Here is a 20,258-nt window from a genome sequence, read left to right as displayed (position 1 = left end):
CCGCCCGCTCAGCGCGCCGACACCGCCAGCAGCCGCTCGCAGGTGCGCACCAGTACCGCCGCGACGGCCCGCACCGACTGCGGCGAGGCCGGGTGCGCCGCCGCGCGCTGCCAGTACTGCAGCCGGTCCGCCGCGGCCGCGGCGACCGCGGCGTCGTCGGCGTCCGGGTCGAGGTCCAGGCGCGCCGCGGGTGCGGTGCCGTTCATCCCGAGCAGGCGCTCGGCGGCGAGCAGCTCGGCCGGCGGCATGACGAGGGTGCCCGCGAGCAGCTGATCGAGCAGATCGGTCTCGGCCAGCTCGTGCGCCCCGGCACGGACGCGCTCGAGCTCGTACTGCAGCGGACGCGCACCCGCCGGCGGCGGGGTCGTCCGGACCATGATCTCGAGCCGCTGCAGCACCGAGCGCGCCACCAGGACGTCCGAGCGGCTCACGAACCTCGTCGCGACGAGGTCGCGGAACCGGTCGATGCCGCTGCGCGCCAACAGACCCGCGACGACCGAGGCCGGATCGGGTGCCGTCCGCGCCATGGCCGCGGCCGCACCGAGCCCCGACGGTCCGAGCCGCGCGGCCAACGCGGGGTCGACGGCCGCGCCCCTGGCGAGGGCCTCGACGTCCGCCGGTGACAGAGTCGGCGCGGCCCGGGCGAGCAGTCCCGACACGGGGACCACCGTCCGCGCCAGCCGCCGGACGTCGGAGCGCGACGCGAGCTCGGCGGCGACCCGGGCGCCCGTGTCGGGGTCGAGACCGCCCGGGGTCTCGTCGGCTCGGGCGAGGACACCGAGCGCGTTGGCCCGGGCGTGCGGCACGACGCCGGTGTGCAGCATCGCGAACGCCGCCGCGTCCTCGGGGTGGTCCGGGCGCAGCAGCAGCACGAGCGCGTCCGCGACCGGTTCGTCGGGACCGAGCAGGCCGGCGCCCCGGCCGTCGGGGGCGTCGACGCCCGGCAGGTCGAGGATCGTCGCGGAGCCGAGCAGCGGGTGGGGCACGTGCAGCTCGATGCGGTCCAGCGCCGCAGCGGTCGCCGCGTCGGGTGGCCACGGCCCGCCGTAGGGAGCGCCCGTGCCGTCGGTGTGGACGCCGACCGCCGCCGGCGCGCCGTGTCGCCACCACACCGGCGCGCGCGTCGGCGGCGGCGGCGCCGGGGCGCCCGGGTGTCCGAGCACGGCCTCGACCAACGTCGAGGTGCCGACGCCTGCCGGACCGGCGAACGCGATCCGCAGCGGCTCGTCGAGCCTGCCGTAGAGGGCGACGATCCGGGTCGCGTGCGGGGTCTCGCGGTACAGCTCGGCGGCGAGGGCGAGCGCGCCGCGCACGCGGTCGCGCAGCGTCCCGGCACCGGCGGGACCCGAGGTGCCCCGGACGAGCCCGGGCGCCGCGCCCTGAACGGACGGCGCGGGACCGGACGGGGACGACTGGGGGTGCGGCGCAGCCGCGGGGAACGCACCGGTCGGTTGCGCCACAGGCGGTTCTGCCGGGGTGGTCGGATGCGGCGGGGCGGCGGCCACGGCGCCGACCGCCGGGATGCCGGTCGGGGACGTCGCCGTCGCGGTCGACGCGTCGGCCTCCCCGGGCGTCGCCGTGACGACGGGGATCGGGCCGGTCGTCTCGGCGTCGGGCGCGACCCGGACGGTGTCGGGCGCGCCCTCCGGCGCCTGCGCCCCGAACCCGCCGGGCGCGAACTCGCCGCCCGCGAGGTCGCCGGGCTCGCCCCCGGGCGTGGCCGGGACCGCGGACCCGACGCCAACCGGCTCGGCGAGGTCGGGCTCAGCAACAACCTGCTCAGCAACAACCTGCTCAGCGGCAACCTGTTCAGCGGCAACCTGTTCAGCGGCAACCTGCGCGGCGCCCGACCCGACGGGGGCGAACTCGTCCCCGGAGCCGGGCCGGACCACGGACCCTGCACCGAACGACTCGCTGGCGAACGACCCGGCCGGGCCGGGCTCTGCGACGCCGGGCTCTGCGACGCCGGGCTCTGCGACGCCGGGCTCGTCTCCGGACGCGATGGGAACCGCCGATTCGGCAGCACCCTGCTCGGCGAGGCCGGGCTCGGCGGCGACCGGTCCAGCGGCAACCGGCTCAGCGGCAACCGGCTCATCCCAGGGCCGAGCGTCCCCGGACCCGGCGACGACCGCGGACCCGGCGGCGCCGGCCCGGACGTCGTCCGGCTCGACCGCGGCCCGACCCTCCCCCGGCCCGGCTGCGACCGCGGGCTCCTCGACGCCCGGTGCGGCGGCCGTGGGCTCGGCAGCCACCGTCTCGGCGACCGCGGCGTCGCCGATCACGGGCGCCACCGGCGCCGTACCGTCGTCGATGCTCTCGACCTCGGCGGCGGTACCGTCGTGCGCGTCGGGTGCGCCGCCCGGGTCGGGCGCCTCCTCGGGGGCGGCGTCGCCGGCGACGCGATGGACCTGCCCGCCCGGCGAAACCTCTTGTCCCGCAACGAAGGCTGCGCTCTCCTCCGGATCCTGCGGGGCCTCGTCCCGGACGTGCCGACGCGCCGGTCCTCCGTCGACGAACCCGGCGCCGAACCCGGGATCCTCGGTCGTGGTGTCGGACCGGGGCGCCGCGGCGACGGCACGCGGGTCGAACCACTCCAGGTCGTCGGCGGCACCCGTGAGGTCGCCGCCGGTCAGGGCCGCCGGCTCCTCCTCGGGCGGCCGTGACCTCCACATCCCGCCCGCCGGCGCCGGGCCGGCACCGGCGCCGGCGCGGGTGCGCTCGCCCGCGGGCGGCCCCGTCGCGGGCTCGGCGGACTCCGAGGACGGCCGTTCGGAAGCCGCGGCCGGGGCGTCGGCGGTTCCGGCGACACCAGACCCGGCGACACCGGAATCCGTCGGACCGGCCGCCACTCCGGACCCCGTGACACCGGACCCCACCGCAGCCGACGGGTCGACGGGCGCGGTCGCACCACCGCGCTCCGTACCGGACGGCCCGGCGTCGGCCCCGCGCGTCGCGGCCCGGCCGACGGCCCCCGCCGCCGCGGCCGCTCCGGCGGCGGCCCCGCCGACCCGGCTCGTCCGGGGCTCCGTTCGGGGCGGCGACGACGCGCTTCCCGCACGCCACGCGGCGGCCTGCACCGCATCGATCGGGATCGTCTCCTCGTGGTGCGACGGCACCGGGACGGAGCCCTCGACCGTCGTGCCCTCCCCCGGCCGCGACCGGACCTCGATCCGCCCGCCGACCGAGGAGATGCGGGCCACGAGGTTGCGCATGCCACGGTTGGCGCCGCCCTGCGCGGCGGTCTGGTCGAACCCGGGCCCCTCGTCGCGCACCAGGAACCGCAGCGACCCGCCCTGCACGGCGAGCCGCACGACGACGGGCGCGCCACCGGCGTACTTGCGCGCGTTGTTGACGCCCTCGAGGCAGCAGAACCACACCGCGGCCTCGACGTCGGCGGGGAACCGCACGCCCGCCAACCCCGGCGCCTCGACGGCGACGGGCGGCGAGCCGCCCCCGAGCTCAGTGGCGAGACCGCCGACGAGCCCGTGCTCGGACAGCAGCGGCGACACCACCCCGGTGGCGGTCTCGGCGAGGATCGACTCCGCGGTGCGGATCTGCTCGACGACCTGGTCGAGCCGTTCGCGCGCCTGGTCGAACTTCCCCGCCTTCACCAGGTGTTCGACGAGCCCGAGGCTCAGCCGCAGCGAGACCAGGTGGTGCTGGGCACCGTCGTGCAGATCGCGCTCGATGCGGCGGCGCTCCCCGTCCATCTCGGCGACGGCCGCGCGCCGCGACACCGCGATCTCACCCGCGTGGGCCAGCGCGGCCCGAAGCTGCCGTTCCAGCTCGATGCCGTAGCGGCTGGCCTGCAGGACGGCGCCGAGGCTGTCGGCGATGTCGGTGAGCAGGCTCTGCCGTTGCGCCCCGAGCCCGGCGACGGCGGCCCGGTCGACGGCGATGGTGCCGATGCGCTCCTCGCCGTGCCGGACGGCGACCTCGGTGAGGTCGTCGGCGACGTGCACGCCGGGCTCGGCCCACGAGTAGGTGCGGTCGCGCAGCCCCGGCCGGACGACGGTGAGCCGGCACGTCGTCGCCCCGAGTCCGCGGCCGACGGCCTCGGCCACGCGCGCGAGGTCGGGGGCGTCGGCGGCCGTCGAGCGCGACAGCGCGGCGATGCCGGCGAGCACGCTGTACGGGGTGGGCCGGGTGCCGTAGAGGAGGCGGTCGACGATCCGCTCGGCCGCGACGTGCACCGGCAGGAACGCGACGGCCGCGACCGTGCAGGCGGCGACGGCCGACCAGAGCGTCGCTCCCGGGCCGCCGACCAGCAGCGCGACGACGGTGTGGACCAGCACGTACCCGCCGCCGATCACCGCAGTGTCCAGTGCGACGACGAGCCCGCGGCTGAACCAGCGCTCGGCGTTCTGCAGCCCGCCGGTGCGCAGCGCGATGAGCACGGCGCCCGCGATCGCGACGCAGGCCAGCCGGGAGAACCAGAACAGCAGCGCGAGCGGCAGGTCGCCGGACCCGCCCGCCGTCGGGTCCATCAGGGCGAGGCCGCCCCAGCCGATCCCCCACACCAGCAGGCTGACCCCGGCCAGCACGACCGCGATGGCCCCGGCCGCGAGCAGCACGCTGAACAGGAGCCGGGCCTGGGTGCGCTGGTCGTCGGTCGAGCTGTGCCGGACCCGCCGCGGCAGCGCGAGCAGGCCGGCCGCGGGCACCGCGAACCCGAAGAACAACACACAGCTCGCGGTGTGCGGCAGCAGGGCCGTGCCGAACCCGGCGAGCAGCAGGGTCACGGTCGCGACGACGACCGGGACGGCACCGGGCCTGCGGATCCCGGCACCGTCGGCGGAGGCCTCGTCGGCCCCGGGCGGGAAGATCAGCAGCGCCAGGATGTAGGCCGCGCACGCCACGCCGTGCAGCAGGATCTGGTGCACGCCACCGATGGCGAGCCCCGTCGCGGTCTCGACGGCGCTCGCCGCGGCGTGGGCCTGCAGGTTGAACGCACCGGCCGACCCGACGAGCGCCAGCACCAGCAGCCGCGCCGACCAGCTGCGGCCACGCCGCACGGCCATCACGACACCGAGCAGGATCGACGCGAGGCTCAGCGCGTAGTCGAGAAGGGCCTGGGCACCCGGCTCGCTGTGCCCCAGGGCGCCGAGGATGCCCTGCGCCCACGTCCCGCCGTTCGCGGCCGACGCGGTGAGCGACGCCGCGAACGCCGGCGACGACGCCGCGAACCCGACGACCGCGCCGACGACGAGCCACACCACCGAGAACAGCGCGCACGCCGCGAGCAGCAGCCAGTACCCGGCGAGCAGCCACGTCCGGGCCGTCGGTCCGCGGGGGGACCGTGGCGCCGGCTGCGGCGCGGCGGGCGGGACGGGCGGCTGCGTCGTCCAGGCGACGCCGGTGGGCAGCACCGTCGTCGGCGGCGCCCACGTCGGGGCGGCGGGGGCGGTCAGCAGCTCGCTCCGGGACGCGGCGAGGTGGGCGGGAGGGCGGGTGGGCACGTTGCGCCCCAACGTCCCGCCGGTCATCCGGAACGGGTGGAGCTCGTGCCCGGCGTGGTGCTCGCGGACCGGACGGGTCGGGTCGTTCTCACGCTCGTCCACGGCGTCACACCCGCGCCGGGAGGTCGGCGCCGCCGGGTGCGCCGGCCGGGTCGACCAACGGTTCCAGCCGGTCGGGCATCGACGCCCGCAGCACGACGTGCGCCCGTGCGTCCGGGCCGGCGCTCGTCGTCTCCTCACCGGTGAGCTCGACCGCGCCGCCGAGCGCGATGAGCCGCTCGGCCTCGTCGGCCAGCGCGACGCGCAGCCGGGCGGGCCCGACGGGGGCCGCGGCGTCGTCGACGGTCACCGACACGCGGCCGTCGCCGTGCTCCAGCGTCATCACGAGCTCCTCGTCGACGTCCTGTTCGGCGAGCTCCTTCATCGCCGCGGCGGCGACGTAGTAGATGCCCGACTCGATCTCCCAGCCCAGCCGCTCGCCGAACCCGCCGCTGACGACGACGGTGCGCGTCAGGTCGGCCGCGACCTCGTCGAGCGCGTTGACCGGGCCGTGGTCGCGCAGCACCGACGGGTAGACGCCGCGCGCGATCACCCGGAACCGGTCGAGCAACTCGTCGAGACCGGTGCGGGCCGTGGCCAGCGAGGTCGCCGCCGCCGCACCGTCCTCGGCGCCGTCGGCGGCCACGGACGTGCGTGCGGTGAGCACCTCGGCGCGCAGGTCCGACAGCCGGTCGGTGGTCGCGTGCGACAGCTCGACGACGAGGCGGCGACGTTCCATCTCGCGGGCGCGGGCGAGCCGCTGCCGTGAGGCCTGCAGGGTGGCGGCCAGCTCGTCGGCACGCCGGACGCGCTCGGCGAGCTCGGCGTTCTGCGCGACGCCGCGCAGCAGCATCGCCGCCCCGTTGCCGACGTCGCGCATGAGCTGCCGGTCGGCCGGGGTGATCCACGAGCCAGGTTTGCCGACGGACAGCGCCGCCCGCAGCTCGGTCCCGTCGAGGATCGGCACCACGTGGTCGGTGTCGTCACGGGTGAGCAGCACCGCGAGGTTCTCGACGCTGAGCCCACCCGGCCGCAGCGCCGGCGGGTCGGCGGGGTCGTCGGGGTGCCGGGCGGCGAGCACGAGCCGGTCGCCGACCGCGAGCCACACCGCGGCCCGTGGGGCGCCGGTCCCCTCGGCGAGGACCTCGGCGAGGCCGGGCAGCGCCTCCTCGAGCGAGCCGGCGCGGATGCGGGCCGCGGCGTCGGCGAGCGCCATGTACGGGGTGGTCTCGCGGTGATGGGTCAGCCGGATGACGATGCGGCCCAACCGGGGCATGAACGCGACGAGAGCCGCGCCGCAGAGCGCGGCGGCGGCGAAGGGCAGCAGTACCCCGACGCCCTCGGCCGGCAGCAGCACGCCCACACCGTCGACGACGGCGACCAGGACGACCGCGACCGCCAGCGCCACGATGAGGCCGCGCACCAACCGCGCGAGGATCGTCCGGTTCATCGTCCACCATGCCCGTCCGTCCGGGCGACGCCCGGGTCCGAGACGGTCACGCTAGAGGTACCGGCGATGCCTGGACAGCCCCCGCGCTCGCCCGGCCGCCGCCGGGGACCTCAGTCGTCGTCACGCTGGGCCCGCAGGTACTCCAGCACGGCGAGCACCCGGCGGTGGTTCTCCGACGTGTCGGCGTGCAGCCCGAGCTTGCCGAAGATGTTGGCGATGTGCTTCTCGACGGCCTTCGGCGTGACGAACAGCTGGCCCGCGATCCCGTTGTTGGACCGGCCCTCCGCCATCAGCTTCAGCACGTCGGTCTCGCGCTCGGACAGCGACGCGACGAGCCCCTTCTTCTCCCCGCGCGGGCGCTCGACGAGCCGCTTGGCCAGCACCGGCTCGATGACGATCTCGCCGTCGCGGATGCGGTCGAGGGTGTCGGACAGGACGTCGACGCTGCCGACCTTCTCCTTGAGCCGGTAGCCGACGGCCTCGGTCCCGATGTCGAGGATCCGCATCAGGTAGTGCGACTCGGCGTAGTGCGACAGGAACAGCAGCCCCATGTCCGGGTACTTGGCGCGCAGCCGTTCCGCGGTGATCAGCCCGCCGTCGGGCTCCGGTGGCATCCGGATGTCGAGGATGGCGACGTCGCAGGGTTCGGTCGCCAGCAGGTCGAGCAGGGCGTCGCCGTCGGCGGTCGCGCCGACGATGTCGTGTCCTGCCGCTTGCAGGAGCATCAGCAGGCCCTCGCGGAACAGGGCACCGTCCTCGGCCAGTGCTACGCGCATGGAATCCTCGCAGTGATCGTGCCGACGCCCGTCCCGCCGGTCACGTCGATCGTCCCATCAAGACCGGCGACCTCGTCCAGCATCCGCCCGGCGTACTCGACCGGGACCCCCTCGAGTGTGACGACCAGTGCCCCGCCGTCGTCCCCGACGACGATCGCGACATCGGAGTCGGGTCCGAGCGCGCCGAGGAGGTCGGCGACGGCGAAGTAGGCGGCGCCCTCGGCGGCCGGGTCGAACCGGCGGTCGGGTGCCTGGACGCGGACCGTCGCCTCGCAGCGGTCGCCCGCCCCGCGCAACGCCGGTCCGAGCCCGGCCTCGTCGAGCAGCGTCGGGTAGATCCGGCCGGCGATCTCGCGCAGCTCCTGGAGCACGGCGTGCAGCTGGTCCTGCAGATCGTCGATCGATCCGTCGAGATCCGGTGCGGCACTGGCGATGTGGTGGCGCACGACGCCCAGCTTCAGCGCGAGCGCGGAGATCCGCAGCGAGGCCCCGTCGTGCAGCTGACGTTCGAGCCGCTGCCGGCTCTGCCACCTGGCACGCCGGAACCGCAGCCGGTCGTCGGGGCCCGGCGGCAGCAGCCGGACCGTCGGCGATCCCGGACGCGCGCCCTCGGACCGGGGGCCGACCTCTGCACCCGCCTGGGGGGCACCGTCGGTACGGTGCGCGGGCTCGGCAATCATCGTCGCAGCCTGCCCCCGACGGGCGGTCCACGGAAGGGGGAAAACCCCACCCTCGCAGGGGTTGTCCCCGTTCGTTGCAGGCCGCGGTCCACCGGTAACGCTGCAGGGTGCTCCGGCGAGTCACGATTTGGCCCGACCAGGGGTATCGCACCCGTAGGTATCTCGATCCAGCGTCGACGGCTCGTTACGATGTGTGCCGGTTTCAGGGGGAGGCGACGGCGGTGGGTTACAACCTCGGAGTTGACCTCGGGACGACGTTCGTGGCGGCTGCGGTCGCCCGGGATGCTCGTGTCGAGATGTTCACCTTGGGCGATCGGACGGTCGTCACACCGGCGGTCGTCTTCCTGCGCGAGGACGGGAACCTCGTCACGGGCGACGCGGCGAACCGGCGGGCGGTCAGCAACCCCGACCGCGTCGCCCGGGAGTTCAAGCGGCGCCTGGGCGACCCGACGCCCGTCGTGCTCGGCGGCTCCCCCTACGCCGTGACGACGCTGCTCGGCACGCTCCTCGGCGACGTCCTGACCCGGGTCACCGAGACCGAGGGCGGCAAGCCGGAGAGCGTGGTGCTCACCCACCCGGCCAACTGGGGACCGTTCCGGCGCGAGCTGTTCGAGGAGGTCCCGCAGTTCGCGGGGCTGACCGGTCCCGAGACCGTCACCGAACCCGAGGCGGCCGCGGCGCACTACGCTGCCTCGCGGCACCTGGCCGACGGCGAGGTCATCGCGGTCTACGACCTCGGCGGCGGCACGTTCGACGCGACGGTGCTGCGCAAGCACCCCGGCGGCATCGAGATCCTCGGTTCGCCGGAGGGCATCGAGCGCCTCGGCGGTGTCGACTTCGACGAGGCGATCCTGTCGCACGTCAACTTCTCCTCCGGCGGTGCGCTCGCCGAGCTCGACATGGGCGACCCGCAGACCGCGATCGCGCTCGCACGGCTGCGCCAGGACTGCGTCCTGGCCAAGGAGGCGCTGTCGATCGACTCGGAGACGACGATCCCGGTGTTCCTGCCGGGACGGCACTTCGACGTCCGGATCACCCGCGGCGAGTTCGAGGACATGATCCGGGCGCCGATCGAGTCGACGATCGGGACGCTCTCGCGGACGCTGCGCTCGGCGCAGGTCGAACCGGCGAACCTGTCGGCGGTCCTGCTGGTCGGTGGGTCGTCGCGGATCCCGCTGGTGTCGCGCATGATCTCCGAGGAGCTCGGCAGGCCGACCGTCGTCGACGCCCACCCCAAGTACGCCGTCGCCCTCGGCGCGGCCACCCTCGCCGCGGCCAGCGCGTCGGGGGCGGGCCGGGGCGCGGGCGGCGCGGTCGCGTGGCCGGGCGTCAGCATCTCGGCGGCGCCGGAGCAGAGTGGCGCACTCTCCGCGGCGGGCGCGGCAGGCATGGGTGCGGCGGCGGGCGCCGCGTTCGGCGCCCGTGGCGCGGCGGCAGGCACGCCGCCGGGTGCCGCGACGCTGCCGCCGCCCGTGCAGCAGCCCGGCCCGGGGCAGCAGCCGACTCCGCCACCGCAGCCCGTTCCCGCGGGCAGCGGGTGGGGCGCGCCTGCCGGTCCGCCGCAGCACGCCGCACAGGCCGGTCCCCCGCCGGGGCAGAACATGGCGCCCCAGAACTCGGGGCCGCAGAACCTGGGCCCGCAGAGCCAGTTCCGGCCGGGTGTCGCGCCCGGCACGCCGTCCTCGCCCCCGCCGTCGGCCCCCGGCACCGGGAACGGCAGCGGCGGTGGTGGTGGTGGCAACCGCAAGGTCCTCGCGATCGTCGCGGCCGTCGTCGTGCTGCTCGGGCTGGTCGGTGGCGGTGTCTGGCTGGGTGTCAGCAAGCTGGGCGGCAGCTCCGGCGGCGGCACCTCGCCGACCGCGACCGCGGCGGCCGACGCCACCGACGCCGCCACGGCGACGCAGGCTCCCCCGAGCATCTCGGCCGCCGTGCCGGTGCCCTCGCTCGCCGGGACGATCCCGGGGGGCAAGCCCGCAGGCTTCGCGGTCGCCTCGCCCAGCGGCCGCCAGATCTACGTCGCGAACCGCGCGACGAAGACGGTGACCGTCATCGACACGTCGGTCAACAAGATCACCGCGACCATTCCGGTCGACGCGGGCCCGCCCCAGTACCTGGCGTTCGCGCCCGACGGCAAGAAGATCTACGTCAGTGTCTGGGACGACGCGCGGACCATCGCCGACGTCGCCGTGCTGGACACGACGACGAACTCCATCGTCGCGGACATCAAGGTCAACACGCGGCCGTTCCTGGCCGCGGTGACCCCGGACGGCTCGAAGCTGTGGGTGCCCAACCACGACTCGGGCTCGATCTCGATCATCAACACGTCGGACTACAAGGTCGAGAAGGACCTCGCGGTCGCGGCGAACCCGCACTGGATCGAGTTCAGCACGGACGGGACGAAGGCCTACACGGCCAACCACGAGTCGAACGTCGTCTCGGTGCTCGACGTGGCCAGCGAGTCGGTGATCACGACGATCGCGGTCGACAAGAGCCCGCACAGTCTGGCGGTCAACCCGGACCGCCCGCTCGTCGCCAACGTCAACTACGACTCCAACACGGTGACGATGATCGACACCGACACCAACGCGGTGACGGCACGCATCCCGGTGGGCAAGAACCCCCAGGAGATCACCTGGTCGCCCGACGGCCGGTTCTGCTACGTCGCCAACGTCACCGACAACACGGTGTCGGTCATCAGCGCCGACTCCAACACGGTGACGGCGACGCTGCCGGTCGGGAACGGGCCGACGTCGGTTGCGGTCCTGCCCGACGGTCGGACCGGCTACGTGACCAACCTGAACGACGGCACCCTGACCGTGCTCAACCTGGCCGGCGGCTGAGCGCCGCCCGCCGCACGGGAGTAGGGGCCACCCCACCGGATTCCGGTGGGGTGGCCCTGTCAGGTGGGGGGTCTGCGATATGTATCGGGGCGGCGCCGCGGCGCATCCTTCAGTGGTCCGCATCACAGCGGTCACCACACCGAAGGGAGAACGTCATGAACGCCACCGTCACCCCCATCAACGGCCGCGACCGCGCCGTCCTGCGTGCCGTCGCTGCCGGCCGCGCCGAGTTCTCCCCCACCCGGGGTGGCCTCGTCGTCGACGGGCTCAACCTCAGCGACCAGTTCACCGCGCTGCGGCTCGCCTCGGCCGGTCTGATCGTCGACCGCCCCGGGCCCGCCGCACTGACCCCGACCGGCGTCGCCGTCCTCGCGGCCGCGTGATCACGATGACCGCCTTCGCCGCCGCCACGGCCACGACCGCCGCCGTCGCCTCCGCCATCGCCCGCCCGCTGACCCGCGCCGACCGTTGTGACGCCTGCGGTGCCGCCGCCCGCGTCCGGGTCGTCCTCCCGACGACCGGTGAGCTGCTCTTCTGCGGCCACCACGCCCGCCGCCACGCCCCGCGCCTGCGCGAGATCGGGGCGGAGCTGGTCACCGACCCCTGACCCGCCGCTCGTCCCCGAGCCCGGCCGTCGCCCGACGGCCGGGCTCTGCTGTGTTCTCCGGCCTCGGCGCGCGGGTTCGACAGGCGGCGCCCGGTCTGGGGGCCGGGCGACGACCGGACGCGGCGCGTGCTGACCGGGAGAACCAGGCGGCGATGCGCGCCGCCCCGGTGCAGCAGAGTGGAGCCGCGCCCGGATCACCGAGGCGGCGCTCCTGGTCGACGACGCGGGCGGCCTGGCCGCGGTCATGAGGCGTCGCGTCGCCGCCGCGCTGGGGACGGGCGCGGCGTCGTTGTACCGCTACGTCTCGACCCGCGACGACCTCCTCGACCTGATGGCCGACCAGGCTCTCGGCGCGTTCGTCCCGACGCCCGACAGCGGCGACCGGCGGGCCGAGCTCGTCGCCGACCACCTGCAGGTGCTGCGCCGGCTGCGCCAGCGGCCATGTCTGATCGAGGTGGTGCGCTCCCGCCCGGCGTCGGGGCCGAACGGGACGACGACCGTCGAGAACACCTTGGCCCGCATGGCCGGGCACCCCGCGCCGGGCAGCCGCAAGATGGAGGTCGTCGGCACGCTGTTCGGGAGGATCCGGACCTACGCCGCGAGCGAGTGCCCGGGCAGCGGCATCCTCGACGACGACTTCCTGGCCGGGATGCTCCCCGAACACACGTGAGTGGCGATGGTCGCGATAGCGACCATCGCCACTCACAGGGGCCGGGCCGTCGGGAACCGCGGACCGGGCGGGTCGGTCAGGCGTTCGCCCAGGCACCCTCGATGGCGCGCACCAGGATGGAGAGTGCGACGTCCATCAGCTCGGCGGTCACGTTGAGCGGCGGGAGCATCCGGACGACGCAGTCGTCGCGACCCCCGAGCTCGACGATCAGCCCGGCCCGCAGCGCGCGGGCCTGCACGTCCTCGGCGAACTGCGTCACGGTGCGGCCGTCGGCCGGGGCGACGAGCTCGATGCCCCACATCAGGCCCCGCCCCCGGACCTCGAGCACACCCGGGTGTGCGGTGAACCCGGCGAGCCGGGCGGCCACCTGCTGGCCGCGGGCCACGACGTTGCCGAGCACGTCGTCGCGACGCACGATCTCGACGGTCTTCGCGCCCGCGGCGAAGGCGAGCTGGTTGCCGCGGAAAGTGCCCGTGTGGGCACCAGGCGCCCAGGTGTCGAGCGCGGCGTCGTACATGATGATCGCGACCGGCATCCCCATGCCCGACAACGCCTTCGACGCGACGACGACGTCCGGCTCGATGTCGTACTGCTCGAACGCGAACCAGGTGCCGGTGCGCCCGCACCCGGTCTGCACCTCGTCGACGATCAGCGGGATGCCCAGCTCACGGGTGAGCCGGCGGACGCGCTGGACGAACTCGAGCCGCGCCGGGATGACGCCGCCCTCGCCCTGGACCATCTCCATGATGACCGCGGCGGGCAGCTCGAGGCCGCCGTTGGGGTCGTTGAGGGCGCGCTCGAGGAACGAGACGCAGTTGATCTGGCAGGTCTGCGGGTCGAGCGCGAGCGGGCAGCGGCTGCACGAGGAGAACGGGAAGAACTGCACGCCGGGCATGCCGTTGGCGACCGGGCGCTTCTGGGAGACGTTGCCGGTCAGCGCCATCGCCGCGTGCGACGAGCCGTGGAAACCGCCCTGGAAGGAGATGACCTGCCCGCGCCCGGTGGCCGTCTTGCAGAGCTTGATCGCGGCGTCGACGGCGTTGGCGCCGGTGGGGCCGCAGAACTGGATGCGCATCCGGTCGCGCATCCCGGCGGGCAGCATCGACAGCTGGGCGTCGGTGAACGCGTCCTTGGCGGGCGAGGCCATGTCCAGGCCGTGGGTGAACACGCCCATCTGCTCGGTGGCCACCGCGACGAGCTCGGGGTGGTTGTGTCCCAGCGAGAGCACGCCGGCGCCGGCCAGGAAGTCGACGAAGACGTTGCCGTCGAGGTCGCGGACGAAGCTGCCGGAGGCCTCGGCGACGGCGAAGGGGAAGTGCCGCGGGTAGACGCGGGCGTTGGACTCGCGACGGGCCTGGCGGGCCAGCAGCTCCGCCGAGCGCGGGCCGGGCAGCGGCGTCCCGACGAACGGGCCGGACATCGGCGCGGCCGGACCGGGCGGCACCGGCGCGAGCGGGGCGGGTGCGCCGCGCGGGACGGGGCGTGGACCCGTCGCGGGGCCGTCGGCGAGGCGCACCGCGGGAGCGGGACGCGGCGCCGGCGCCGGCGCGGCCGGAACCGGCGCGACGGTCGCGGGCAGGGCCGGGACGGCTGCGAGCGGGGGCCGGGCGGTGCCGGTGGTGGTGTTGGTCATGACGGTCTCCTGGTGGACGAGCGGGCGCTGCGCGTCCGCGGTGACGGGCCGCGCGGCGGGCGCCGGCGGGGCGGGCTGGAACGAGGGCCGGTACCGGGTCGGCTGGTTCGGGCCGGGCTGGTAGGGGCCGGGCTGGTAGGGGCCGGGCTGAGGCGCGGGCGTCCCGGCCGCGACGGCGGGCCGGACCGGCACCCCCTCGGCGGGCCGCGGCATGCCGGGCGCCTGCGGCGCGACGGCCGCCGGGACCGCTGCCGCGGGGTGGACGGGAGCCGGCTGCACGGGCGCCGGGCGGCGGACCACCGGCAGGGCGACGGTCGTGTCGGCGCCGACCGCCGCGAGCGGCGGTGCGGTCACCGTGGCGATGGGCCGGGGCGCGGCCGTGCCGGCGGGTGCGGTGAAGACCGGGCCGGGAGCCGGGCGGTCGAGCGCCAGGTTGGGCACCGAACCTGCGGCGTACGCGGCGAGCATGGCGGCCTTGTCGGCCTCGGACCGGACGGGCACGACCGGCACGGGCGGGGTCGGCACGGGCGGCGCCGCCGGCGCGGGCAGGACCCGCTCGCGCAGCTCGGTGGCCGGGTTCCCCTGCCACACCGCGAACGGCGCGACGACCTCGCCCTTCATCAGGAACGCGTCGGCGTCGAGCACCGCGCCCTCGCCGATCGTCACGTCGTAGTGGACGAAGGACTTGACCCCGAGGGTCACGCCGTCGCCGACGACGGTGGCGCCGGACTTGAACGAGCCGTTCTCCAGCGAGTGGCACTGGATGACGGTGCCCGCGTTGAGCACGACGTCGGACCCGATCGTGACGAGCGACTTCTCCGGCATCGCCGCGCCGTCGTCGAACACCCGGCGGCCGATGCGCACGCCGGCGAGGCGCCACACGAGGCTGTTGAACGGGGTTCCGGTGAACCGCGGGGTCACGTAGAGCTTCCAGAGCCGCTCGTGGTGCCAGAAGTAGCGGTCGTAGATGGAGCAGACCCGCGGGCGCAGCGAGCGGAAGCCGAGGGTCGCCCGCTCGAGCAGGGCGGTGTAGACGGTGCGGAACACCAGGCTCGCGACGAGCGCGGTGGCGAGCGCCGCGGTGCCGTAGGTCGAGTAGAGCCGGACGCCGGCGGCGACGAACAGGATCGTCGCGGCGAGGACGAACCAGCGCAGTAGCAGCACCAGGAGCATCGAGGACGCGTTGTGCAGGTTCTTCCTGGCGAGCAGGCGCCGGCGCAGGGCCAGGTCGGTCATCGCGGGGTGCTGCTCGTCGCGGGCGTCGCCGCGCGGGATCTCGAACGGCGGCGAGCCGAGCAGGCCGACGTTCTCGCGCACCGGGCCGTCGATCGGGACCATGACCTTGGTGGCCAGCAGGACGTTCTCGCCGACCGCGGCGTTCGCCGGGAAGGCGATGTTGTTGCCCAGGAAGTTGTGGGCACCCACGGTGACCGGCGAGACCCGGAACGACGTGGCCGAGAAGTCCGCGTTCATCGCCGACAGGCCGTCGGAGACCATCGTGCCGGTGCCGATCGTCGTCAGGTACGGCGTGTCGTGGTGCATCTCGGTGCCGAAGTTCGACCCCGTCTGGTCGACGCGCCGCAGGTCGTAGCCCAGCGCCCGGACGAAGTGCACGATGAACGAGCTGTCGCCGAGCAGCAGCATCAGGAACCGCGAGTTGGTCAGCCGGGTCAGGGCGCGCTGGGCGGCCCAGTGGATGCCGTAGAGCGGGTAGGTCCGGCCCGGCCGGACGACGCGCCGCAGCAGCCGCGGCACGGTCGCCATGACGAGGATCGCGAACAGGACGCCGCCGAAGTACAGGGCGAGCGAGAGCACCGCGACGCCGAGGTAGAAGCCGGGGTCGGTCAGCGAGTAGCCGCCGAGCACGGTCGTGACCGCGGGGATGGAGCTGACGAGCAGCACGAGCCCGGTGAGCACCGCGGGCCCGATGACCAGCACCGAGAACAGCTGCAGCGCGCTGTAGACGAACCGGCGCAAGGTGCCGGGACGACCGGTCTCGACGGTGCGGTAGTCGGTCGTCGTCGGCTCGGCCGGCACGCCGTGCCACCGCTCGCCCGCCGGGATCGACTGGCCGGTGTGCAGCGACGACGAGTGGCCCAGCTGCCCGCCGTCACCGATCGACGTGCCGATGTCGAGGACGGTGGCCTCGCCGACGAAGGCGTCGCGGCCGATGGTGACGCGCCCGGTCCGGATCGCGCCGGCGACGGCGTGGTAGCCGGTGAACGAGCTGTCGCGGCGGACGACCGCGCCCTCGCCGATCGTGATCAGGTCGGTGGCGACCGGCACGGTGCGGGACAGGACCGTCGCGCCCCGGCCGATCTTCGCGCCGAGCGCGCGCAGGTAGAGCGTGTAGAGCGGCGAGCCGGCGAACAGCACGAGCGGGTTGGCGCGCACGAGCGTCCGGACGACCCAGAACCGCAGGTAGCCGGGGCCCCACAGCCGGATCTCGCGCTCCTTCCAGCGGCCGACGAGCAGCCACTTCAGGGCGATGGGCAGCAGGCAGGCCGCCACGTAGACCACGACCCCGTACAGGACCGTGCGCTCGACGATCTGCGTCACGGCGGGTGCCTCGGTCGCCCAGAGGAACCCGTTCTCCAGCAGGAACGTCCCGCCGTAGGCGACGCCCAGGAACGCGAGCAGCTGCAGCAGGCCCGTCGTCAGGTAGCCCAGCGTGCTGGTCCGCACGAGCGGCCCGGTGCGGACCGCGGCAGACGTGCCGACCTCCTCACCGCCGAGCGCGACGGCCAGCTCACGGATCGTCGGGTGGGCGTAGATCTCGCGCATCGACGGTGCCGGCAGCGCCGTCTCCTTGCGCAGCGCCGCGGAGAAGCGGGCCATGAGCAGGGAGTTGGCGCCGAGGTCGTCGAAGAAGTTCGAGTCGACCGAGACCTCGTCGAGCCCGATCGTCTTCGCCAGGGTGGCGGCGAGGATCTGCTCGGTGTCGGTCGCGGCGGCGACGATCTCGCCCGCGGGCCCGCCCGCGCGCCGCGTGGTCGGCGGCGGCAGGGCCTTGCGGTCGGCCTTGTCCGACGTCGTCATCGGGATGGCGGCGAGGTGCTCGAGGTAGGCCGGGACCATGTAGGCGGGCAGCCGCTCGCGCAGGTGGGCGTGGATGGCGTCGGTCTCGGGCGGCACGACGCCGGTCTTGAGGCTGTAGTAGCCGACGAGCTCGACCTGGCCGGGCGTCGGCTCGAAGGTGTCGACGACCGCCGCCGACACCCCGGGCACCTGCAGCAGCACGGACTCGATCTCGGTGAGCTCGATACGGTAGCCACGGATCTTGACCTGCAGGTCGATGCGGCCCATGTACTCGATCTGGCCGTCGTCGTTGACGCGGCCGAGGTCGCCCGTGCGGTAGATGCGCCCGGACGGGTTGCCGGCGATCCCGAGGAAGTCCTCGATGAACGACTTGTCGGTGAGGTCCTCGCGGTTGAGGTAGCCCGTGGCCAGCCCGATGCCGGCGATCCCGATCTCGCCGACCTCGCCGTGCGGCAGCGCCCGGTAGGGGTTGTCCGGGTCGAGGACGACGGTGGTGTAGGTCGGCAGCGGCTGGCCGATGGTGACGGGCCGGTCGGGGTGGACCTCGGTCCAGGTCGCGGTGACGGTGGCCTCGGTCGGGCCGTAGACGTTGAGGAAGCGCCGGCCGTCGCGGTGCCAGCGGGCGACGAGGTCCTGCGGGCAGGCCTCCCCGGAGACGAGCAGGAAGCGCAGCGCGGGCAGGTCCTCCTCGATCGTCGCGAGCAGCGTGGGGACGACGCACATCGCGGTCACGTGCCGCTCGGTGAGGAACGCGTGCAGGTCCATGCCCAGCAGCGAGGTGCCGGCCGGCTTGGGCACCAGCGTCGCGCCCGCCATCCACGGCACCCAGATCTCCTCGACGGAGAAGTCGAAGGCGATCGTCATGCCCTGGTAGACGCGGTCCTTGGCGCGCAGGCCGTACACCTCGGCGGCGACGCGGACGAAGTTGCAGATGCTGGGGTGCTCGATCGCGACGCCCTTGGGGCGGCCGGTCGTGCCCGAGGTGTAGATCAGGTAGGCGAGGTCCTCGACGGGCGCGCCGCGCTCGTCGTCGGTGAGCCGGGTGCCGGGCCGGGCGGCGATCTCGGCGGCGAGGGTGTCGACGAAGATCAGCCCGGGCGCGAAGTCCGCCAGTCCGACGACGCGCTGCGGCACGTGCGAGAGCGTCAGCACCGAGGTCACGCCGGCGTCGGAGAGGATGTAGGCGATGCGGTCGGCGGGGAAGGCCACGTCGAGCGGCACGTACGCCGCGTTGATCTTCATCACCGCGAGCATCCCGATGTAGGAGTGCACGGGCTGGTCGAACAGCAGCGCGATCCGGTCGCCCGCACGGGCGCCGGAGGCCAGCAGCTGGCGGGCGAGCCGGTTGGCCCGCTCGTCGAGCTCGGGGTAGGTCAGCGTGATGTCGCCTGCGTCGACAGCGAGGTGGCCGGCGCGCCCGTAGGTGCGCATCCAGTCGGCCTGCTCCTCGAAGACGTGGTCGAGGCGCTCGCCGCTGCGGGCCCGCGAGCCCTGGGCGTACTCGTCGGCCACGAGGAGGCCGGGCGCATCGGTCGCCGCAGTGGGCGGCGCATCGGGTTCCTGCAACGTGGTCACGGTCGGCTCCTGAGCGGCTGAGGGCTTCCAGGGGGGCTTTTCCTGCTGGTCACAACCCTGCCGACCACGGCGCCGCGGTTCGATGGTGCGCTCCCCCGACCGCTCGGGGCCGCCCCCCGGACCCGGGTGGGGTTCTCTCCCTGGGGGCGACGGCAGTCGTGAGTGGCGATGGTCGCCGGGGCGACCATCGCCACTCACGGGTCGGGCGCTCAGGCGGCGGTGCGGCGGGCTCCGGTGTCCTCGCCGACGACGAGTGCGGCGTGCAGCGCGCGGGTCGCGTCGTCGACACGGTCGGCGGCGACGAGCACCGACACCCGCGCGGGGGTCGTCGTCACCAGGCGGGGGGTGATTCCCGCGGCGGCGAGCACGTCGAGCGTCGCGGTGACGACGCCCGGCGCCCGGGCCAGGCCCAGGCTGACCACGCCCACCGACCCCAGGTCCTCGCGGGACGCGACGGCGATCCCGGCCGCGTCGAGCGCGGCGACGACCGCCTCCGGGGCGGCGGCGGGCACGCTGACCGTCGTCGCGGGTCCGGAGACGACCGCGCCGAGGACCAGGCCCCGCGCGGCGAGCGCGGCGGCGACCGCGCCGAGCGGCGCGTCGATGGTGTAGAGGTGCTCGTCGCGGCGGTGCGCGACCCCGGCGACGGCCGCCGTGCCGGCGACCTCGAAGTCCCCGGCGCCACCGCGGATCCAGGTGCCCTCCTCGGTCCCGAAGCTCGACCGCAGGTGAATGTCGACGCCGTGGGCCATCCCCAGCTCGACCGACCGCGGCTGCAGCACGCCCGCGCCCGCCTCGGCGAGCTCGAGCATCTCCTGCGGGCGGATCGTCGCGAGCCTGCGGGCGGTGGGCACCACGCGCGGGTCGGCGGTGAAGACGGCCGGGACGTCGGTGAAGATCTCACACTCGCGGGCCCCCAGTGCCGCGGCGACGGCGACGGCGGAGGCGTCGGACCCGCCGCGGCCGAGCGTCGTCGTGTCGCCGTCGGGCGACTCGCCCTGGAACCCGGTGACCAGCACGATCGCGCCGTCCTCGACCGCGGCGCGGATGCGGGCGGGGTCGATGCCGAGCATGCGGGCGCCGCCGTGGGTGGCGTCGGTGCGGATGCCGGCCTGCGGCCCGGTCAGCGAGACGGCCCGGCCGCCGAGCTCGGCGACGGCCATCGCCGTGAGCGCGCAGGAGATCTGCTCGCCGACCGACAGCAGCGCGTCGAGCTCGCGCAGCGGCGGGTTGGCCGAGATCGCGGCGGCCTGGGCGACGAGCGCGTCGGTCGACTTCCCCATCGCCGACAGCACCGCGACGACGCCGCGGCCCGAGCGCTGCGCGTCGACCATCCGCTGCGCGACGGCCCGGATGCGGTCGTGGTCGCCGACCGACGTGCCGCCGAACTTCCACACCAGGGGCGCCTGCGGCCCGCTGATCGACCGCGGTGCCGACTCGCCGCTCCTGCGCCCTGCCATGACGTTCTCCTCGGTCCCCCGGCCCGGACT

Annotated in this window: 10 protein-coding genes; 4 read left to right on the top strand and 6 right to left on the bottom strand. The window is 75.0% G+C overall.

The annotated features are described in order from the left end of the window. Positions 1 to 8: 8 nt before the first annotated feature. The 4 genes from PSED_RS15160 to PSED_RS15145 all read right to left on the bottom strand — a co-directional run bounded on the left by PSED_RS15160 (position 9) and on the right by PSED_RS15145 (position 8,404). Entirely contained in the window at positions 9 to 5,561 is a 5,553-nt protein-coding gene (locus PSED_RS15160; RefSeq protein WP_013675131.1) for a histidine kinase, read from the bottom strand. A 4-nt stretch (positions 5,562 to 5,565) separates the two neighbouring features. Continuing rightward, entirely contained in the window at positions 5,566 to 6,948 is a 1,383-nt protein-coding gene (locus PSED_RS15155; protein ID WP_013675130.1) for a hypothetical protein, read from the bottom strand. A gap of 110 nt (positions 6,949 to 7,058) precedes the next feature. Then, positions 7,059 to 7,724 carry a response regulator transcription factor gene (locus tag PSED_RS15150; protein WP_013675129.1) on the bottom strand — a complete coding sequence of 222 codons (666 nt, stop codon included), beginning with the start codon at positions 7,722 to 7,724 and terminating at the stop codon, positions 7,059 to 7,061. Then, the gene (locus PSED_RS15145; RefSeq protein ID WP_049803412.1) at positions 7,715 to 8,404 is read right to left on the bottom strand and encodes a sensor histidine kinase; all 690 of its coding nucleotides are present in this window, start codon (positions 8,402 to 8,404) and stop codon (positions 7,715 to 7,717) included. Before PSED_RS15145 ends, PSED_RS15150 begins: the two co-directional genes overlap by 10 nt. 221 nt (positions 8,405 to 8,625) lie before the next feature. Here PSED_RS15145 and PSED_RS15140 point away from each other — a divergent pair, with 221 nt between their 5' ends. From PSED_RS15140 to PSED_RS15125, 4 genes are all read left to right on the top strand, one after another. Continuing rightward, the gene (locus tag PSED_RS15140; RefSeq protein WP_013675128.1) at positions 8,626 to 11,244 is read left to right on the top strand and encodes an Hsp70 family protein; all 2,619 of its coding nucleotides are present in this window, start codon (positions 8,626 to 8,628) and stop codon (positions 11,242 to 11,244) included. A gap of 155 nt (positions 11,245 to 11,399) precedes the next feature. Further along, positions 11,400 to 11,627 carry a hypothetical protein gene (locus PSED_RS15135; RefSeq protein WP_013675127.1) on the top strand — a complete coding sequence of 76 codons (228 nt, stop codon included), beginning with the start codon at positions 11,400 to 11,402 and terminating at the stop codon, positions 11,625 to 11,627. Between the two features lie 5 nt (positions 11,628 to 11,632). Next, positions 11,633 to 11,851 (top strand): DUF7455 domain-containing protein, encoded by a 219-nt coding sequence (locus tag PSED_RS15130; protein ID WP_013675126.1) that lies wholly within the window; start codon positions 11,633 to 11,635, stop codon positions 11,849 to 11,851. A 244-nt stretch (positions 11,852 to 12,095) separates the two neighbouring features. After that, complete coding sequence (locus PSED_RS15125; protein WP_013675125.1) at positions 12,096 to 12,521, top strand: TetR family transcriptional regulator; 426 nt, start codon at positions 12,096 to 12,098, stop codon at positions 12,519 to 12,521. A 76-nt stretch (positions 12,522 to 12,597) separates the two neighbouring features. On the opposite strand, the gene PSED_RS15120 is transcribed toward PSED_RS15125, so the two are convergent. Beyond that, entirely contained in the window at positions 12,598 to 18,768 is a 6,171-nt protein-coding gene (locus PSED_RS15120; protein WP_013675124.1) for a Pls/PosA family non-ribosomal peptide synthetase, read from the bottom strand. A gap of 209 nt (positions 18,769 to 18,977) precedes the next feature. Beyond that, complete coding sequence (locus tag PSED_RS15115; RefSeq protein ID WP_013675123.1) at positions 18,978 to 20,228, bottom strand: aspartate kinase; 1,251 nt, start codon at positions 20,226 to 20,228, stop codon at positions 18,978 to 18,980. Positions 20,229 to 20,258 lie beyond the last annotated feature (30 nt).

The sequence above is a fragment of the Pseudonocardia benzenivorans CB1190 genome, assembly GCF_000196675.2.
Classification (GTDB): Bacteria; Actinomycetota; Actinomycetes; order Mycobacteriales; family Pseudonocardiaceae; genus Pseudonocardia; species Pseudonocardia benzenivorans.
Note: the sequence above shows the minus strand (reverse complement) of the source record. Positions and strands in the feature narration are given on the sequence as shown.

Bases quoted from the DNA above. Each gene is read 5' to 3' on its own strand.
- PSED_RS15130 (WP_013675126.1), top strand. From the start codon at position 11,633: ATGACCGCCTTCGCCGCCGCCACGGCCACGACCGCCGCCGTCGCCTCC.
- PSED_RS15150 (WP_013675129.1), bottom strand. From the start codon at position 7,724: ATGCGCGTAGCACTGGCCGAGGACGGTGCCCTGTTCCGCGAGGGCCTG.
- PSED_RS15115 (WP_013675123.1), bottom strand. From the start codon at position 20,228: ATGGCAGGGCGCAGGAGCGGCGAGTCGGCACCGCGGTCGATCAGCGGG.
- PSED_RS15135 (WP_013675127.1), top strand. From the start codon at position 11,400: ATGAACGCCACCGTCACCCCCATCAACGGCCGCGACCGCGCCGTCCTG.
- PSED_RS15145 (WP_049803412.1), bottom strand. From the start codon at position 8,404: ATGATTGCCGAGCCCGCGCACCGTACCGACGGTGCCCCCCAGGCGGGT.
- PSED_RS15125 (WP_013675125.1), top strand. From the start codon at position 12,096: ATGAGGCGTCGCGTCGCCGCCGCGCTGGGGACGGGCGCGGCGTCGTTG.
- PSED_RS15155 (WP_013675130.1), bottom strand. From the start codon at position 6,948: ATGAACCGGACGATCCTCGCGCGGTTGGTGCGCGGCCTCATCGTGGCG.